The sequence below is a fragment of the Agromyces cucurbitae genome (assembly GCF_058349945.1).
The window spans coordinates 43,698-58,892 of record NZ_JBYRES010000003.1 but is presented as its reverse complement, the minus strand read 5'-3'; the positions used below and the strand labels follow the sequence as shown (position 1 = coordinate 58,892).

The following is a 15,195-nucleotide window of genomic DNA, read 5'->3' as shown; positions in this document are numbered from 1 at the left end:
CTCAGTTCCTTCGTGCGCTGCCGACCGGAACCGGCGTCTCCCCCACGATGCGTCGGACGATGGCGTCGATGAGCGGCCCGGCGTCGCGGTCGTGGGCGCCGAGCGCCCGGCTCGTCGGCACGAGGCGGTGGGCGAGCACGGGCACGGCGAGCGCGTCGACGTCGTCGGGCAGCACGAAGTCGCGCCCGTGCATGGCGGCATGCGCCTTCGCGGCGCGGATGAGCTGCAGGGTGGCGCGGGGGCTCGCCCCGAGGCGGAGCTGCCGGTCGTCGCGCGTCGCACGGGCGAGGTCGACCGCGTACTCCTTGACGGGCTGCGACGTGAAGACGTGCTGCACGGCCTCGATCATCGCGCGCAGCTCGTCGAGCGAGACCACGGGGTCGAGGTCGTCGAGCGGGCTCGAGGTCTCGCGCGTCGAGAGCATCGCGAGCTCGTCGGCCGAGGCGGGGTAGCCCATCGAGATGCGCGCCATGAATCGGTCGCGCTGCGCCTCGGGCAAGGGGTACGTGCCCTCCATCTCGACGGGGTTCTGCGTCGCGACGACGGTGAACGGCGCATCGAGTCGGTAGGTCGTGCCGTCGGCGGTGACCTGCCGCTCCTCCATGCACTCGAGCAGCGCCGACTGCGTCTTCGGGCTCGCCCGGTTGATCTCGTCGCCGATGACGAGGTTCGCGAACACGGGACCGCGCTTGAACTCGAACCGGCGGCTCGACTGGTCGAAGACCGAGACGCCCGTCACGTCGCTCGGCAGCAGGTCGGGCGTGAACTGGATGCGGTTGATGGTCGCGTCGACCGAGCGCGCGAGCGCCTTGGCGAGCATGGTCTTGCCGACGCCGGGCACGTCTTCGATGAGGAGGTGCCCCTCGGCGAGCAGCACCGTGAGCGCGGCGGTGACGGCGTCGCGCTTGCCGGCGATCACGGTCTCGACGTTGGCGACGATGCCCGCGGCGAGGGCGCCGACCTCGTCGATGGCCATCGTCTCGGGGCGCCCCGCGGCCGCCCCGCCCGACACCGCGACCGCCTCGCTCATGGGGTCATCGCCGTCTCGAGGTAGTCGGCCACGACGGTCGGCACGTAGGGGGCGACGTCGCCGCCGAGCGACGCGACCTGCCGCACGAGCGAACTGGACACGTGGGCGTTCGCCGGATCGGGCAGCAGGAAGACCGTCTCGACGCCCGCGAGATGCCGGTTCACGATCGCCATGGGCGTCTCGTAGGCCACGTCGACCTGCGACCGGATGCCCTTGACGAGCACCGTCGCGCCGACGTCGGTGCAGTAGTCCACGAGCAGGCCCATGCTCCACGAGGCGACGACGATGCGCCCTTCGATGCCGGCGTCGGCGATCGAGCGCTCGATGAGCGAGACGCGCTGCGCGATCGGCAGCAGGGCCGACTTGTCGGGGTTGTGCACCACGACGACATGCAGCTCGTCGTAGAGCCCCGCGGCCCGGGCGATCACGTCGAGGTGGCCGCGCGTGACGGGGTCGAACGATCCTGGAACGACGGCGATCCGCTGCATACGCACCAGCGTAGTGTCTCCGCAGGGCGCTGCGGCGTCGCGCCCAGAGTCTCAGCCCTTGCTCAGGTAGCCGCTCGCCTCGTCGTCGAGCCTGCGCCGGACGGCCGCGGCGAGGGCGCGGTGGTCGGCGAGGCCCGGGTCGTCCTCGAGCAGCTGCTCGGCCTCGGCGCGAGCGTCGGCGATGAGGTCTCCGTCGCGGACGACCCGCAGCAGCTTCAGCGACGAGCGGCCGCCCGACTGCGACGCCCCGAGCACGTCGCCCTCGCGCCGGAGCTCGAGGTCGACCCGCGCGAGCTCGAACCCGTCGAGCGTCGCGGCGACGGCCTCGACGCGCTGCAGGGCGAGCGAGCCCGGCGGCGCCTGCGTGACGAGCAGGCACAGCCCGGGCACCGCTCCGCGGCCGACCCGGCCGCGGAGCTGGTGCAGCTGCGAGACCCCGAAGCGATCGGCGTCGACGACGACCATGACGCTCGCGTTCGGCACGTCGACGCCGACCTCGATCACCGTCGTCGAGACGAGCACGTCGAGCTCGCCGGCGGCGAACGCCCGCATGACCCGGTCTTTCTCGTCGGCGGTCATGCGCCCGTGCAGCGGCGCGACCCTGAGGTCGGCGAACCGCGGGTGCGCGGCCAGCTCGGCGAGCACGCTCGCGACCGAGGCGATCGGCCCGGATGCCTCGGGCTCGGGCCCGCCGGCATCGGCGTCGTCGCCGCCGGGGCGCTGCGCGCCCGATGCCGTGTCGACCGGCTCGCCGTCGTCTTCGGGGATGCGCGCCTCGATCGCGGGGCATACGACGAAGCCCTGCCGCCCGAGCGCCACCTCCTCGGCGAGCCGCTCCCACACGCGCGGGCGCCAGGCGGGGCGGATCGCAAGGGGCACGACCTGCGACTCGATGCCGGCGCGCCCCGCGGGCAGCTCGGCGATGGTCGAGACGTCGAGGTCGCCGAACACGGTCATCGCGACCGTGCGCGGGATGGGCGTCGCGGTGAGCACGAGCACGTGCGGCGGCTCGGCGCCCTTCTGTCGCAGCGCCTCGCGCTGCTCGACGCCGAATCGGTGCTGCTCGTCGACGACGACGAGCCCGAGGTCGGCGAACGACACGCGGTCGCCGATGAGCGCATGGGTGCCGACGACGAGGCGCGACTGCCCGGCCGCCGCCCGCAGCAGCGCCCGCTTGCGTTCGGCCGCCGGCAGCTGGCCCGTGATGAGCGTCGGGATCAGCTCGGCCGAGAGCTCGGGCCCGAGCATCTTCACGATCGAGCGCAGGTGCTGGGCCGCGAGCACCTCGGTCGGAGCGAGCAGCGCCGACTGCCCGCCCGAGTCGGCGACCGCGAGCATCGCCCGCAGCGCCACGAGCGTCTTGCCCGAGCCGACCTCGCCCTGCACGAGCCGGTTCATCGGCACGGGCTCGCCCAGGTCGTGGGCGATCTCGGCCCCGACGAGCTGCTGGTCGCCCGTGAGCGTGAACGGCAGGGCCGCGTCGAAGCGCTCGAGCAGCCCGCCCGCGGCCGGGCGACGTGCGAGGGCCCGGGTGGAGCGCAGCGCCGCACGGCGCTCGAGGAGCGCGGTCTGCAGCACGAACGCCTCGGTGAACCGGAGGGTGCGGCGCGCCGCCTTCCACTCCGACTCGTGCTCGGGCCGGTGGACGCGCTCGAGGGCGTCGCGGTGGCCGAGGAGCCCCCGCCCCGACCGCGTCGACGCGGGCAACGGGTCGTCGACGGGGCCCAAGCCGTCGAGCAGCACGCCCATCGCCTTCGCGAGCTGCCAGCTCGCGATCGTCGACGTCGCCGGGTAGATCGGGATGGGCGACTCGGCCCAGCGCTTCGCCGCCGCATCGCCGACCGCGGCCGGCGCCAGGTCGTCGAAGAGTTCGTAATCGGGGTGGGCGAGCTGCCGGTTGCCCTTGTAGTCGCCGACCTTGCCCGCGAAGATGCCGCGCCGGCCCGGACGCAGGTCGTTCTCGCGCCAGCGCTGGTTGAAGAACGTCAGCGTGAGCACGCCGGTGCCGTCGGAGATCTTCGCCTCGACGATCGACCCGCGCCGCTGCCGCATGTCGCGCACGCGCACCTCGAGCACCTCGGCGACGATCGTGACGTTCTCGTCGAGCGGCAGCGACGCGAGCGCCGTGAGCTCGCCGCGCAGCGCGTAGCGCCGCGGATAGTGCGCGAGCATCTCGCCCACGGTCGCGTAGCCGAACGCGCGCTCGACCGCCTTGGCCGTTCGGCCGCCGAGCACGCCCGAGAGCTTCGAGTCGAGGGTGAGGCTGCCGGGTGGAACCGTGGCGATCGGCTCGCCGGCCCCGGGCTCGGCGCGTGCGGCGGTCATGCCTCGATCGTAGGCTCCGCCTCCGTCAACGCCGCGAGCTCGGCCTTGACGTAGGGGTCGTCGGGGCGCTCTGCGGCGAGCGCCCGCTGCAGTTCGAGCGCCTCGTCACGACGGCCCAGGCTGCGCAGGCACCTCGCGACCGACCACCGCGCGACGTGTCGCTGCTCGGCCGTGCCGTACGCGTCGGCGGCCTCGACGGCCTGCTCGAACTGCATGAGCGCGCCCGTCAGGCGGCCGGCATCGTGCAGGGTCCACCCGAGGTTGTTGTGCAGGGCGATGCCCCACCGCAGCACGCGCGGGTCGCGGGCGCCGTCGAGCACGTCGAAGCCCTCGGTGGCCCACTCCTCTTCGTGGCCCGCGTCGTTGAGGGCGAGCATGTGCAGGGCGTCGAGCACGAGGAACGGGGAGCCCGCCACGGCCGCCTCGCGGACGCCGCGGGTGAGCTCGGGCACCGCGTCGGCCGGCCGGTGATCGGATGCCGCGAGCCGGCCCCGTTCGATGGCGACGCGAGCCCGCAGCTCGGCGGCGTACGCCTCGGGCTCGCCGGGCACCGGCTCGAGGCCGGCGACCTCGTCGAGCGCGGCGAGCGCCTCGTCGGTGCGGCCGAGGATGCCGAGCGCACGGGCCAGCTGGGTCGTCATGACGGCACGGGTGTGGGCGGGAGCCGACGCGTCGTCTGCGGCGGCGCGGAAGCGCTCGGCGCTCGCCTCGGGATCGGAGAAGTCCCAGAGGCGGTCGATGAGCTGCTGCTCGCCCCCTCGGTGGCGGGACGGATCGGCGGGCACTCGGTCGGTCGAGCCGGTCTCTTGATCAATCGGGGCAGGCACGGTTCCATCATGGCAGTGCCGTGCGGCCATGACACCCCCTTGCCCGGCCGCGCCGGCCGTGCTCGTCGGGCGCCTCGCGGCCGCCACCGGTAGGCTGCCGGAATCATGACCCGCATCATCTCCGGGGCGGCCGGCTCGCTCGCATTGCAGGTGCCCCGCTCGGGGACCCGCCCGACGAGCGATCGCGTCCGCGAGGCCATCTTCTCGGCCCTCGAGTCGCGGGACGCGCTCGACGGCGCCCGGGTGCTCGACCTGTACGCGGGCTCGGGCGCACTCGGCCTCGAGTCGGCGAGCCGCGACGCCGCGGAGGTCGTGCTCGTCGAACGCTCCGCGCCGGCCGCCGAGGTGTGCCGCCGCAACGCCGACGCGGTGCGGCGAGCCGGTCGGGGCGCGGTCGCCGCGCGGATCCGGGTCGTCCAGCGGGCCGTGGCCGCCTACCTCGAGGGCGCGGCGCCCGGCTTCGACCTCGTGTTCATCGACCCGCCGTACGACCTCGCCGAGAGCGCGCTCGCCCACGACCTCGAGCTGCTCGCCCCGCTGCTGGCCGACGGCGCCATCGTCGTCGTCGAGCGCAGCAGCCGCTCTCCCGAGCCGACCTGGCCGGCGGCCATCGAGCCGTCGCGGCGGCGCGACTACGGCGAGACGACGCTGTGGTGGGCCGACGCGGCTCAGCCCGCCGCGCCGTCCCAGCCCGAGTAGGGGTCCCACCCGGCGGCGTCGACCGGCTCACCGTCGAGGAGGATCGCACCGGGGTCTGCGACGACCCGGCCGATCGCCTCGAAGGGCTCGGGAAGCGCTGCGCCGGCGGGGAAGGTCGCGAGGAGCCCGTGGTCTTCGGCACCCGCGAGCGCGACGCGAACGTCGGGGCCGAGCGCCGACCCGTCGAAGTCGATGCCGACCCGGCTCGCCTCGGCCAGCCGCCGGGCGTCACGGGCGAGCCCGTCGGAGACGTCGAGCATCGCCGTGGCGCCGGCGATCGCGGCAGCCCGGCCCGCCGAGACCGGTGGGCGCGGCGCGAGCTGCGCGCCGACCGGCCCCGGGTGGCGGTCGCGGAGCGCGGCGGCGATCGCCGGGTCGGGCCGGCCCGCGGCATCCACCCCCTCGGCGAAGAGCAGGGCGAGGCCGCGCGCCGCGTCGCCGCGCGCGCCGGCGTGCGCGACGACGTCGCCCACCCCGGCGCCGGAACGCACGACCGGCGAACGCCCCTCGAGGTCGCCGAACGCCGTCACCGAGATCGTGAGCACCGACGACGCCGAGAGATCACCGCCGACGACGCCGCAGCCGGGCGCGAGCGCGGCGAGCCCTTCGCGCAGGCCGTCCGCGATGCCCTCGAGCACGCCGACGGCGAGGTCGTTGGGAGCGGCGATCGCGACGACGAGCGCCGTCGGCCGCGCGCCCATCGCCGCGACGTCGGTCAGGTTCGTCGCCGCGGCCTTCCAGCCGAGGTCGAACGGCGTCGACCACGCCAGCCGGAAGTCGGGTCCGTGCACCATGAGGTCGCACGTGACGACGTACCGGCCGTCGGGTGCGGCGACGAGCGCCGCGTCGTCGCCGGCGCCGAGGAGCGCGGCGTCGCCGGGTTCGAGCCGGGGCAGGATCCTCGCGAGCACCGCCTGCTCGCCCAGTTCGCCGATCGAGCGGTCGTCGGGCGTCGCGGAACCGGTCGGTTGGGGCATCCGACCAGCGTAGACGAGCACCGATCGCGCCGATGGTGTGTAATGGATCCTTACGAACGTGGCGGCGCGCTGCCGCCGGGTTCGCACGAACCGACCCGATCGCGGTGAGACCACCCCGCTCATCGCCACCTGCAATGGAGCACGCGTGAGCCGACAGAGCGAGAGAGCCGAGCGAACCGCGATCCGTCGACGCCGCCGCCGGCTGATGATCGGCGTGGCCGCCGCCGCGACCGTCGCCGCACTCGTCGGCGGAGCCGGCGTCGCCTGGGCGAGCGGCGGATTCGACGGCTGGATGCATCCCGAGACGCCCTGCACGAGACCGGTCGAGCTGACCGTCGTGGCCGACCCCGCGATCGCGCCCACGGTCGAGGCCGTCGCCGCCGACCACGACGCCGCCGAGGACTCGTGCTCGCGCACCGAGGTCGTCGCGCAGGCCTCGGCCGACACTGCCGCGATGCTCGCGTCGGGCAACGCCTCGAACGTCGACGCCTGGATCCCCGACTCCCCCGTCTGGCTCGTCCGCATGTCGAGCATCGCGCGGTCGCTCGGGCGCCCGGTGCCCGACCTCGCCCTCGAGCGGGCGATCGCCTCGAGCCCCGTCGTCTTCGCGGCCCGTGCCGACCGCGCCGACGCCGTCAACGGCGAGGGCCTCAGCTGGGACGCCCTGCTCGACGGCGGGTTCACCGCGCTCCTGCCGGACCCCGATGCCTCGTCGGCCAGCCTCAGCGCGCTGCAGGCGATGGAGCGGCGCGCCGACATCGGCTCGCCGCGTCAGTTCCAGGAGGCCATGATCGAGCTCAACGACACGATGCCCGCCTCGACCGACGACGCGTTCGCCGCGCTCGACGGCGCCGACGGTGCGGTCGTCATCGCAAGCGAGCAGCAGATCGCCCGGCACAACCGGGGGGGCGGGTCGACGCCGCTGGTCGCGCTGTACCCGACCGACGGTACGCTCGCCCTCGGCTATCCCTTCCTGCGCGTGCTCGACGAGTCGGAGCTCGCGAAGAACCTCCCAGCCGCCGACGACGCGGCCGACGACGATCCAGAGGCACGAGCCCTCGCACTGCACGCCCGCGAGCTCGACGCGCTGAAGCTCGCGCTCTGGTCGGCGAAGGACGCGTTCGCCGCCGACGGCTTCCGCGACGGCACGGGGTCGGGCGAGCTCGAGCAGGAGGGCGTGCTCGCCGACGCCGTCACCGTCGACGCCACCGCCGCGGGCGCCCAGGTCGCCATCCTGCGCACGTGGGGCGTGCTGAGCCTCCGCTCCCGCATCCTCAGCGTCATCGACGTGTCGGGCTCGATGGAGGAGCCGACCGTCACGGGCCTGCGACGCATCGACCTGCTCACCCAGGCGGCGACGAAGACGCTCTCGCAGTTCTCCGGCGACGTCGACCTCGGCATGTGGATCTTCTCGACCGCACGCGCCGGTGACCGCGACTGGGAGCCCCTCGCACCGGTCGAGAGCCTGGGCGACGCCGAGCAGCGCGCACGCATCGACACGGCGATCGCCTCGCTGCCGGGGCGCCTGGGCGGAGCGACGGGGCTCTACGACACCGTGCTCGCCGCCGTCGCGCAGGTGCGCACGAGCTACGACGCCGATCGGGTGAACTCGGTGCTGCTGCTCACCGACGGGCGCAATGAGGACGAGGACGGCATCTCGCTCGACCGGCTGCTCGGCGAGCTGGAGGAGCTCGACGACCCGTCGAAGCCGGTGCCGGTCGTCATGGTCGGGATCGGACCCGACACCGACGTCGAGGCGATGCGCGCGATCGCGAAGGCGACGGGCGGCGCCGCCTACTCGGCCGCGAAGCCGCAGGACCTCTCGACCGTGCTCACCGACGCGCTCTCGCAGCGCGCCTGCCGACCCAACTGCTGACCGGGCGCGCAGCGGGCGTTCGGCATGCGGCGGCTACCCTGAAGGGGATGTCTCTCCCGAACGCGCGCCCCCGTCGCGCCCGCCTCGTCCTCGTCGCCGCGACCGCGGCCGCACTCGCACTCGCACTCACCGGCTGCAGCCAGCCCGTGCCGATCGACGCCGCCGACGACGCGAGCTCGCCCGACTGCGCGGCCCTCGTCGTGCGACTGCCCGACGTGCTCGCGAAGGACACCGGTGAGGAGCAGGCGGAGCGGGAGACGAACGCCCAGGGCACGGGCGCGTGGGGCTCCCCCGCGTCGGTGCTGCTGCGCTGCGGCGTCGACTCGCCGCCGCCCACGACCGACCCGTGCTACTCGGTGAACGGCGTCGACTGGCTGATGGACGAGTCGGAGGCGCCGAACTACCGGTTCACGACCTACGGACGCACCCCCGCGGTCGAGGTGCTCGTCGACAGCGACGTCGTCTCGGGCACGACGGTCATCACCGAGCTCTCGAACGCCGTCTCCGTCATCCCCGCCGAGGCGGCGTGCTCGGCGGTCGACGACGCGACCCCGCTGGCCGGCACCGACGGCTGACCGGCCCGCACACGCGCCGGCGCGCGACGCCCGCGTCGGAGCGCCCCTGCCTCCGCGCTAGCGGGCGCCGGTCGTGTGCCCGACCTCGATGAGCTCGGTGATGAGCTCGGGGTAGCTGAGCCCCGACTCCAGCCAGCACGTCGGGAACATCGAGATGGGCGTGAAGCCCGGCATCGTATTGATCTCGTTGACGACGAATCCCTCGCCCGCGAGGAACACGTCGACGCGGGCCAGCCCCTGGCCGCCGATCGCCTCGAACGCGCGGCGCGCGATGCGCTGCAGCTCGAACAGCTCGCCGTCGCCGAGGTCGGCGGGGCAGACGAGCTCGACGCCCGGCGCGTCGAGGTACTTCGCCTCGAAGTCGTAGAACTCGCGGCCGGTCATCACGATCTCACCGGCGACGCTCACCTGCGGCGCACCGTCGCGCCCCTCGAGCACGGCGCACTCGATCTCACGACCGACGACCGCCGCCTCGACGAGCACGGTGCCGTCTTCGGCGAAGGCCACGTCGAGCGCGTCGTGCAGCTTCGCCCAGTCGTCGACCTTGGTGACGCCGACCGACGAACCGGCGCGCGCCGGCTTCACGAACACGGGCAGGCCGAGGCTGTGCACGCGTCGGTGCCACAGTTCGGGGTCGCGATCGATGCCCGCACGGGTCACGGTGACCCACGGGGCCACCGGGATGCCGGCGCCCTCGAGCACCGTCTTCGTGAAGTGCTTGTCCATGCCGAGCGACGAGGCGAGCACGCCGTTGCCGACGTACGGCAGGCCGACGAGCTCGAGCAGGCCCTGGATGGTCCCGTCCTCGCCGAACCGGCCGTGCAGGATCGGGAAGACGACGTCGACGTCGCCGAGGGAGCGCGTGCCCGACGCATCCGTCACGGTGAGCTCGCGGGAGGACGCCGAGGTGGGCCAGGCCACCCGGGTGCCGTTGTCGACGACCTCGGGCAGGTGCGCCGGGTCGAGCGCGAAGCGCGCCGGGTCGTCGGCCTCGAGCACGTAGGCGCCGTCGCGCGTGATCCCGACGGGGATCACGTCGAAGCGGCTACGGTCGATCGCCCCCAGCACCCCGCCCGCCGTGGCGCAGCTGATCGAATGCTCGCTTGAGCGCCCGCCGAACAGCAGAACCACCGTGAGCTTGTCCATCTTTCGTCCTTTCGCCCTGCGGCTCGTCGTCGGTCGTGAGGTGCGGCGCGATGTCCTTCGGGTCGAGGGTGCCCGCGAGCACCTGTCGCACCTGTTCGACGATGGGCATGTCGACGCCCTTCGCCCGCGCGAGTTCGAGGATCGGTCCGACCGAGGCGAGGCCCTCGGTGGTCTGCTGCATCTGGTTCACCACGTCGTTGAGGTGGTACCCCTGCCCGAGGAGCCGCCCGGCCGTGTTGTTGCGCGACAGCGGCGACTGGCTCGTCGCGATGAGGTCGCCGAGGCCCGCGAGGCCCGACAGCGTCTCGGGGTGGGCGCCGAACGCGACCGCGAAGTCGGTCATCTCGACGAGCCCCCGCGTGATGATCGAGGCCTTCGTGTTCTCGCCGTAGCCCGCGCCGTCGACGATGCCGATGGCGACCGCGATGAGGTTCTTCAGCACGCCGCCGAACTCGGTGCCGATGACGTCGGTGTTGACGAACGAGTGGAAGTACTTGTTGCGCGCGATCGACGCGACCGCCTGCGCCGTCTCGAGGCTCGTGGACGACACGACCGCAGCGGTGGGCTGCTCCTTCGCGATCTCGAGGGCGAGGTTCGGCCCCGAGATGACGGCGATCTGCGACTCGTCGATCGGCAGCACGTCGGCGATGACCTCGCTCATGCGCAGGCCCGTCGACTTCTCGACGCCCTTCATGAGCGAGATCACCTTCGCCTCGGCGTGCAGGTGCGGCCGGATCGCGTGCAGGTTGTCGCGCAGCGACTGGCTCGGCACCGAGACGAACACCTGCTCGGCCCCCGCGAGGGCCAGGTCGAGGCGGCTCGTGGCACGCAGGCTCAGCGGCAGGTTGATGCCCGGGAGGTAGTCGCTGTTGCGCTTCGCCTCCTGGATCTCGCGGGCCATCTCGGGCCGGCGGGCCCAGAGGACCACATCGGCGCCGCCGTCGGCGAGGATCTTCGCGAACGTCGTGCCCCAGCTGCCCGCGCCGAGCACCGCGACGCGCGTGCGATGGGGCGCCCTCTGCCTAGTCTTCAAGGCGCCCCGTCTCCTTCTGGCCGTGGGCGGCCGGGTTCCAGCGCTCGGCCGGCGCGGGCTCGCCGCGCACCTCGGCGAGGAGTTCGGCGATCGCGTCCATGAGCTCTCCGGTGGCCTTGAGGAGCATCGCCTGGTCGAGCGGCTTGCCGCGGTACTCGCTGAGGTCGAACGGCTCGCCGATGATGACGTCGATCGTCTTGCGCGGGAAGAGGCTGATCTTCTTGCCGTAGCGCGGCATGACCGCCTGGGTTCCCCAGTGCGCGGCGGGGATGATCGGGATGCCGCGCTCGAGTGCGATGCGGACGGCGCCCGTCTTGCCGCGCATGGGCCAGAGGTCGGGGTCGCGGGTCAGCGAGCCCTCGGGGTAGACGATGACCATCCGCCCCTTCTCGACGAGCTCTTCGGCGGCGCGCAGAGCCTGGTGGCCGTTCGAGCCGGTGCGCTCGACGGGGATCTGGCCCGAGGTGCGCAGGAACCAGCCCAGCACGGGGTTCTTGAAGAGCGACGCCTTCGCGAGGAACCGCGGGGCACGCCCGAGCTTCCAGCTCGCGGCGCCCATCACGACCGGGTCGATCTCGCTGTAGTGGTTCGGCGCGAGCACGAACGCACCCGTCTGGGGCATGCGCTCGCGGTGGTGGAACCGGTAGCGCATGCCCAGGTTGATGATCGGCAGGATGAGGACGGCGAGCACCCAGAAGAACGACGGTCGACGGGTCTCGGACCGCGGCTTCGCAGGGGTGGGCGCCGAGGAGGTGTCGTGTGGCACTCCCCTATTATCCTTCGAGTTCGAAATCCGCCCCGAGCAGCTCGAGCTTCGTGATGAAGTCCTCGTACCCGCGGGCGATGATGCCGACGTTCGAGACCGTCGAACGCCCCTCGGCCGTGAGCGCCGCGATCAGGTGGCTGAAGCCGCCGCGCAGGTCGGGCACCTCGATGTCGGCGCCCGTGAGCGTCGCCGGCCCCGAGATCACCGCGGAGTGCTTGAAGTTGCGCTGGCCGAACCGGCAGGGCCGCCCGCCGAGGCACTCCTTGTGCACCTCGATCGACGCGCCCATCTCGACGAGCGCGTCGACGAAGCCGAACCGCTGCTCGTAGACGGTCTCGTGCACGATCGAGACGCCCTTCGCCTTCGCGAGGGCGACGACGAGGGGCTGCTGCCAGTCGGTCATGAAGCCCGGGTGCACGTCGGTCTCGATGATGACCGGCTTGAGCTCGCCACCGGGGTGGTAGAAGCGGATGCCCTCCTCCTCGATCTCGAACGCGCCGCCGACCTTGCGGAAGACGTTGAGGAAGGTGAGCATCTCGGCCTGGCGGGCGCCGCCGACGAAGATGTCGCCGTCGGTCGCGAGGGCCGCTGCGGCCCAGCTCGCGGCCTCGTTGCGGTCGAAGAGGGCGCGGTGCGTGTAGCCGTCGAGCTTGTCGACGCCCTCGATGCGGATGACGCGGTCGGTGTCGACCGTGATGATCGCGCCCATCTTCTGGAGGATGTTGATGAGATCCATGATCTCGGGCTCGATCGCGGCGCCCGAGAGCTCGGTGATGCCGTCGGCGAGCACTGCGGTCAGGAGCACCTGCTCGGTCGCGCCGACGCTCGGGTACGGCAGCGACACCTTGGCGCCGTGCAGGCCCGCGGGCGCCGACATGCGGATGCCGCTCGGCAGCTTCTCGACGATGGCGCCGAAGTTGCGGAGCACCTCGAGGTGGTAGTCGATCGGCCGGTCGCCGATGCGGCAGCCGCCGAGGTCGGGGATGAACGCCTCGCCCAGGCGGTGCAGCAGCGGTCCGCAGAACAGGATCGGGATGCGACTCGAGCCCGCATGTGCGTCGATGTCGGCCATGTGCGCGGTCGCGACACCCGACGGGTCGAGGATGAGCTCGCCCTCCTCGATGCCGTGGGTGACGCTCACGCCGTGCACCTCGAGCAGCCCGCGCACGATGCGCACGTCGCTGATGTTGGGCACGTTCTTCAACACGCTCGGGGTGTCCCCGAGGATCGCCGCGACCATCGCCTTGGTGACGAGGTTCTTGGCGCCCTTCAGTTCGATCCGGCCCCGGAGCGGCTTGCCGCCGTTGATCGTGATCTTGTCGACGTTCAACCCGACTGCCGTTCCATGGTTCTTGGCATCTTGCCCGAGTGTGTTCACAGACTCCCTGATTCCGCCGGCTCCCTGATGGGGAGCGTCTTGGGGCGCCACGCCGCTCGATGCGTCTCGAACTCGGCGATGGCGTCTTCGTCCCGGAGGGTGAGGCCGATGTCGTCCAGGCCCTCCAGAAGCCTCCATCGAGTGTAGTCGTCGATGTCGAACGGCACGGTGAGCGCACCGGCGCTCACCGTTCGTGCAACGAGATCGACCGTGACGGCTATTCCCGGATCGGCCTCGACGACCTCCCAGAGGCGCTCGACGTCCTCGTAGGCGACCTGGGCGGCGAGCAGGCCCTGCTTGCCCGAGTTGCCGCGGAAGATGTCGCCGAAGCGCGAGCTGATGACGACGTCGAAGCCGTAGTCGCGCAGCGCCCAGACGGCGTGTTCGCGGCTCGAGCCCGTGCCGAAGTCGGGCCCGGCGATGAGGACCTTCGCCCCCTCGTACGCGGGCTGGTTGAGGATGAACTCGGGGTCCTGGCGCCATGCGTGGAAGAGGGCGTCGTCGAAGCCGGTCTTGGTGACGCGCTTCAGGAACACCGCGGGGATGATCTGGTCGGTGTCGACATTGGAGCGGCGCAGCGGGACGGCGACGCCGGTGACGGTCGTGAGCTTCTGCATCAGCGGGCCTCTCCTTCGTGCTGCAGATCCCAGGGACTCGAGAGCGTGCCCCTGATGGCAGTCGCGGCGGCGACGAGCGGCGACACGAGGTGCGTGCGGCCGCCCTTGCCCTGGCGGCCCTCGAAGTTGCGGTTCGACGTCGAGGCGCACCGCTCGCCCGGGGCGAGCTGGTCGGGGTTCATGCCGAGGCACATCGAGCAGCCCGCGAAGCGCCACTCGGCGCCGAACGCCTCGAACACCTTGTCGAGTCCCTCGGCCTCGGCCTCGAGCCGCACGCGGGCCGAGCCCGGCACGACCATGACGCGCACGCCGTCGGCCTTCTGCTTGCCCTCGATGATCGAGGCGAAGGCCCGCAGGTCTTCGATGCGGCTGTTGGTGCACGAGCCCATGAAGACGGCGTCGACCTTGATGTCCTTGAGCGGGGTGCCCGGCGCGAGGTCCATGTACTCGAGCGCGCGCTCGGCGGCGGCCCGCTCGTGCTGGTCGTCGAACGAGGCGGGATCGGGCACCGACTCGGAGAGCGAGACGCCCTGGCCGGGGTTCGTGCCCCAGGTGACGAACGGCTCGAGGGCGTCGGCGTCGATGAAGACCTCGGCGTCGAATTCGGCGCCCTCGTCGGTCGGCAGCGTCTTCCAGTACTCGACCGCCGCGTCCCAGTCGTCTCCCTGCGGCGCGTGGGCGCGGCCCTTCAGGTACGCGAACGTGGTCTCGTCGGGGGCGACCATGCCCGCGCGGGCGCCGGCCTCGATCGACATGTTGCAGATCGTCATGCGGCCGTCCATCGAGAGCGACCGGATCGCCGAGCCGCGGTACTCGAGCACGTAGCCCTGCCCGCCGCCCGTGCCGATCTTCGCGATGACGGCGAGGATGATGTCCTTCGCGGTCACGCCGGGGCGCAGGGCGCCCTCGACGTTGATCGCCATGGTCTTGAACGGCTTCAGCGGCAGCGTCTGCGTCGCGAGCACGTGCTCGACCTCGCTCGTGCCGATGCCGAACGCCATCGCGCCGAAGGCGCCGTGCGTCGACGTGTGCGAGTCGCCGCAGACCACCGTGATGCCGGGCATCGTCAGGCCGAGCTGCGGGCCGACGACGTGCACGATGCCCTGCTCCTTGTCGCCGAGCGAGTGCAGGCGGATGCCGAACTCCTTCGCGTTCCTGCGGAGGGTCTCGATCTGGGTGCGGCTCGTCGGATCGGCGATCGGCCGGTCGATCTCGAGCGTCGGGGTGTTGTGGTCTTCGGTGGCGATCGTGAGGTCGGGGCGGCGCACCGGGCGGCCGGCCATGCGCAGGCCGTCGAACGCCTGCGGGCTGGTGACCTCGTGCACGAGGTGCAGGTCGATGTAGATCAGGTCGGGGGTGCCGTCTTCGCCCTGCTTGACGAGGTGGTCCGTCCAGACCTTCTCGGCCAGCGTGCGGGGACGTGCGGCGTCATCGTGCGCAGCGTTCATTCGTTCGTCT

The 15,195-nt window shown here is 72.4% G+C and carries 14 protein-coding genes; 3 read left to right on the top strand and 11 right to left on the bottom strand.

Annotated features, from left to right (window positions below):
- Position 1: 1 nt before the first annotated feature.
- Genes AC3RJ6_RS11490 through AC3RJ6_RS11475 form a run of 4 tightly spaced genes read right to left on the bottom strand, consistent with a single transcriptional unit; the run spans position 2 to position 4,670 of the window.
- Entirely contained in the window at positions 2 to 1,030 is a 1,029-nt protein-coding gene (locus AC3RJ6_RS11490) for an AAA family ATPase (RefSeq protein ID WP_491427211.1), read from the bottom strand.
- Positions 1,027 to 1,518: a pantetheine-phosphate adenylyltransferase gene (coaD, locus tag AC3RJ6_RS11485; protein WP_491427210.1), complete on the bottom strand. Its 492-nt coding sequence runs from the start codon at positions 1,516 to 1,518 to the stop codon at positions 1,027 to 1,029. Before coaD ends, AC3RJ6_RS11490 begins: the two co-directional genes overlap by 4 nt.
- Before the next feature lie 51 nt (positions 1,519 to 1,569).
- On the bottom strand, positions 1,570 to 3,843 hold the full coding sequence (locus tag AC3RJ6_RS11480; protein ID WP_491427209.1) for an ATP-dependent DNA helicase RecG: 2,274 nt from the start codon (positions 3,841 to 3,843) through the stop codon (positions 1,570 to 1,572).
- Positions 3,840 to 4,670 (bottom strand): tetratricopeptide repeat protein, encoded by an 831-nt coding sequence (locus AC3RJ6_RS11475; protein ID WP_491427208.1) that lies wholly within the window; start codon positions 4,668 to 4,670, stop codon positions 3,840 to 3,842. Before AC3RJ6_RS11475 ends, AC3RJ6_RS11480 begins: the two co-directional genes overlap by 4 nt.
- Positions 4,671 to 4,775: 105 nt before the next feature.
- Between AC3RJ6_RS11475 and rsmD the strand changes: the two genes are divergently transcribed.
- A complete protein-coding gene (gene rsmD, locus AC3RJ6_RS11470) occupies positions 4,776 to 5,369 on the top strand; it encodes a 16S rRNA (guanine(966)-N(2))-methyltransferase RsmD (protein WP_491427207.1) in 594 nt (197 codons plus the stop codon).
- Here rsmD and thiL read toward each other — a convergent pair.
- Positions 5,339 to 6,346, bottom strand: a complete 1,008-nt coding sequence (gene thiL / locus AC3RJ6_RS11465) for a thiamine-phosphate kinase (RefSeq protein WP_491427206.1) — start codon at positions 6,344 to 6,346, stop codon at positions 5,339 to 5,341. The genes rsmD and thiL overlap by 31 nt on opposite strands.
- Before the next feature lie 214 nt (positions 6,347 to 6,560).
- Here thiL and AC3RJ6_RS11460 point away from each other — a divergent pair, with 214 nt between their 5' ends.
- Together AC3RJ6_RS11460 and AC3RJ6_RS11455 are read left to right on the top strand one after the other, a co-directional pair.
- On the top strand, positions 6,561 to 8,222 hold the full coding sequence (locus tag AC3RJ6_RS11460) for a substrate-binding domain-containing protein (RefSeq protein WP_491427205.1): 1,662 nt from the start codon (positions 6,561 to 6,563) through the stop codon (positions 8,220 to 8,222).
- A gap of 47 nt (positions 8,223 to 8,269) precedes the next feature.
- Positions 8,270 to 8,797 carry a DUF3515 domain-containing protein gene (locus tag AC3RJ6_RS11455; protein ID WP_491427204.1) on the top strand — a complete coding sequence of 176 codons (528 nt, stop codon included), beginning with the start codon at positions 8,270 to 8,272 and terminating at the stop codon, positions 8,795 to 8,797.
- A gap of 57 nt (positions 8,798 to 8,854) precedes the next feature.
- On the opposite strand, the gene AC3RJ6_RS11450 is transcribed toward AC3RJ6_RS11455, so the two are convergent.
- The 6 genes from AC3RJ6_RS11450 to leuC are packed head-to-tail and all read right to left on the bottom strand — an operon-like array spanning position 8,855 to position 15,185.
- Positions 8,855 to 9,943 (bottom strand): D-alanine--D-alanine ligase family protein, encoded by a 1,089-nt coding sequence (locus AC3RJ6_RS11450; protein WP_491427203.1) that lies wholly within the window; start codon positions 9,941 to 9,943, stop codon positions 8,855 to 8,857.
- A complete protein-coding gene (locus AC3RJ6_RS11445; protein ID WP_491427202.1) occupies positions 9,843 to 10,976 on the bottom strand; it encodes an NAD(P)H-dependent glycerol-3-phosphate dehydrogenase in 1,134 nt (377 codons plus the stop codon). Before AC3RJ6_RS11445 ends, AC3RJ6_RS11450 begins: the two co-directional genes overlap by 101 nt.
- Complete coding sequence (locus AC3RJ6_RS11440; protein ID WP_491427201.1) at positions 10,966 to 11,742, bottom strand: lysophospholipid acyltransferase family protein; 777 nt, start codon at positions 11,740 to 11,742, stop codon at positions 10,966 to 10,968. Before AC3RJ6_RS11440 ends, AC3RJ6_RS11445 begins: the two co-directional genes overlap by 11 nt.
- 7 nt (positions 11,743 to 11,749) lie before the next feature.
- Positions 11,750 to 13,120: a UDP-N-acetylglucosamine 1-carboxyvinyltransferase gene (murA, locus tag AC3RJ6_RS11435; protein ID WP_491427200.1), complete on the bottom strand. Its 1,371-nt coding sequence runs from the start codon at positions 13,118 to 13,120 to the stop codon at positions 11,750 to 11,752.
- A complete protein-coding gene (gene leuD / locus AC3RJ6_RS11430; protein WP_491427199.1) occupies positions 13,117 to 13,737 on the bottom strand; it encodes a 3-isopropylmalate dehydratase small subunit in 621 nt (206 codons plus the stop codon). Before leuD ends, murA begins: the two co-directional genes overlap by 4 nt.
- Complete coding sequence (gene leuC / locus AC3RJ6_RS11425) at positions 13,737 to 15,185, bottom strand: 3-isopropylmalate dehydratase large subunit (RefSeq protein ID WP_491427198.1); 1,449 nt, start codon at positions 15,183 to 15,185, stop codon at positions 13,737 to 13,739. The genes leuD and leuC overlap by 1 nt, the downstream gene beginning before the upstream one ends.
- Positions 15,186 to 15,195 lie beyond the last annotated feature (10 nt).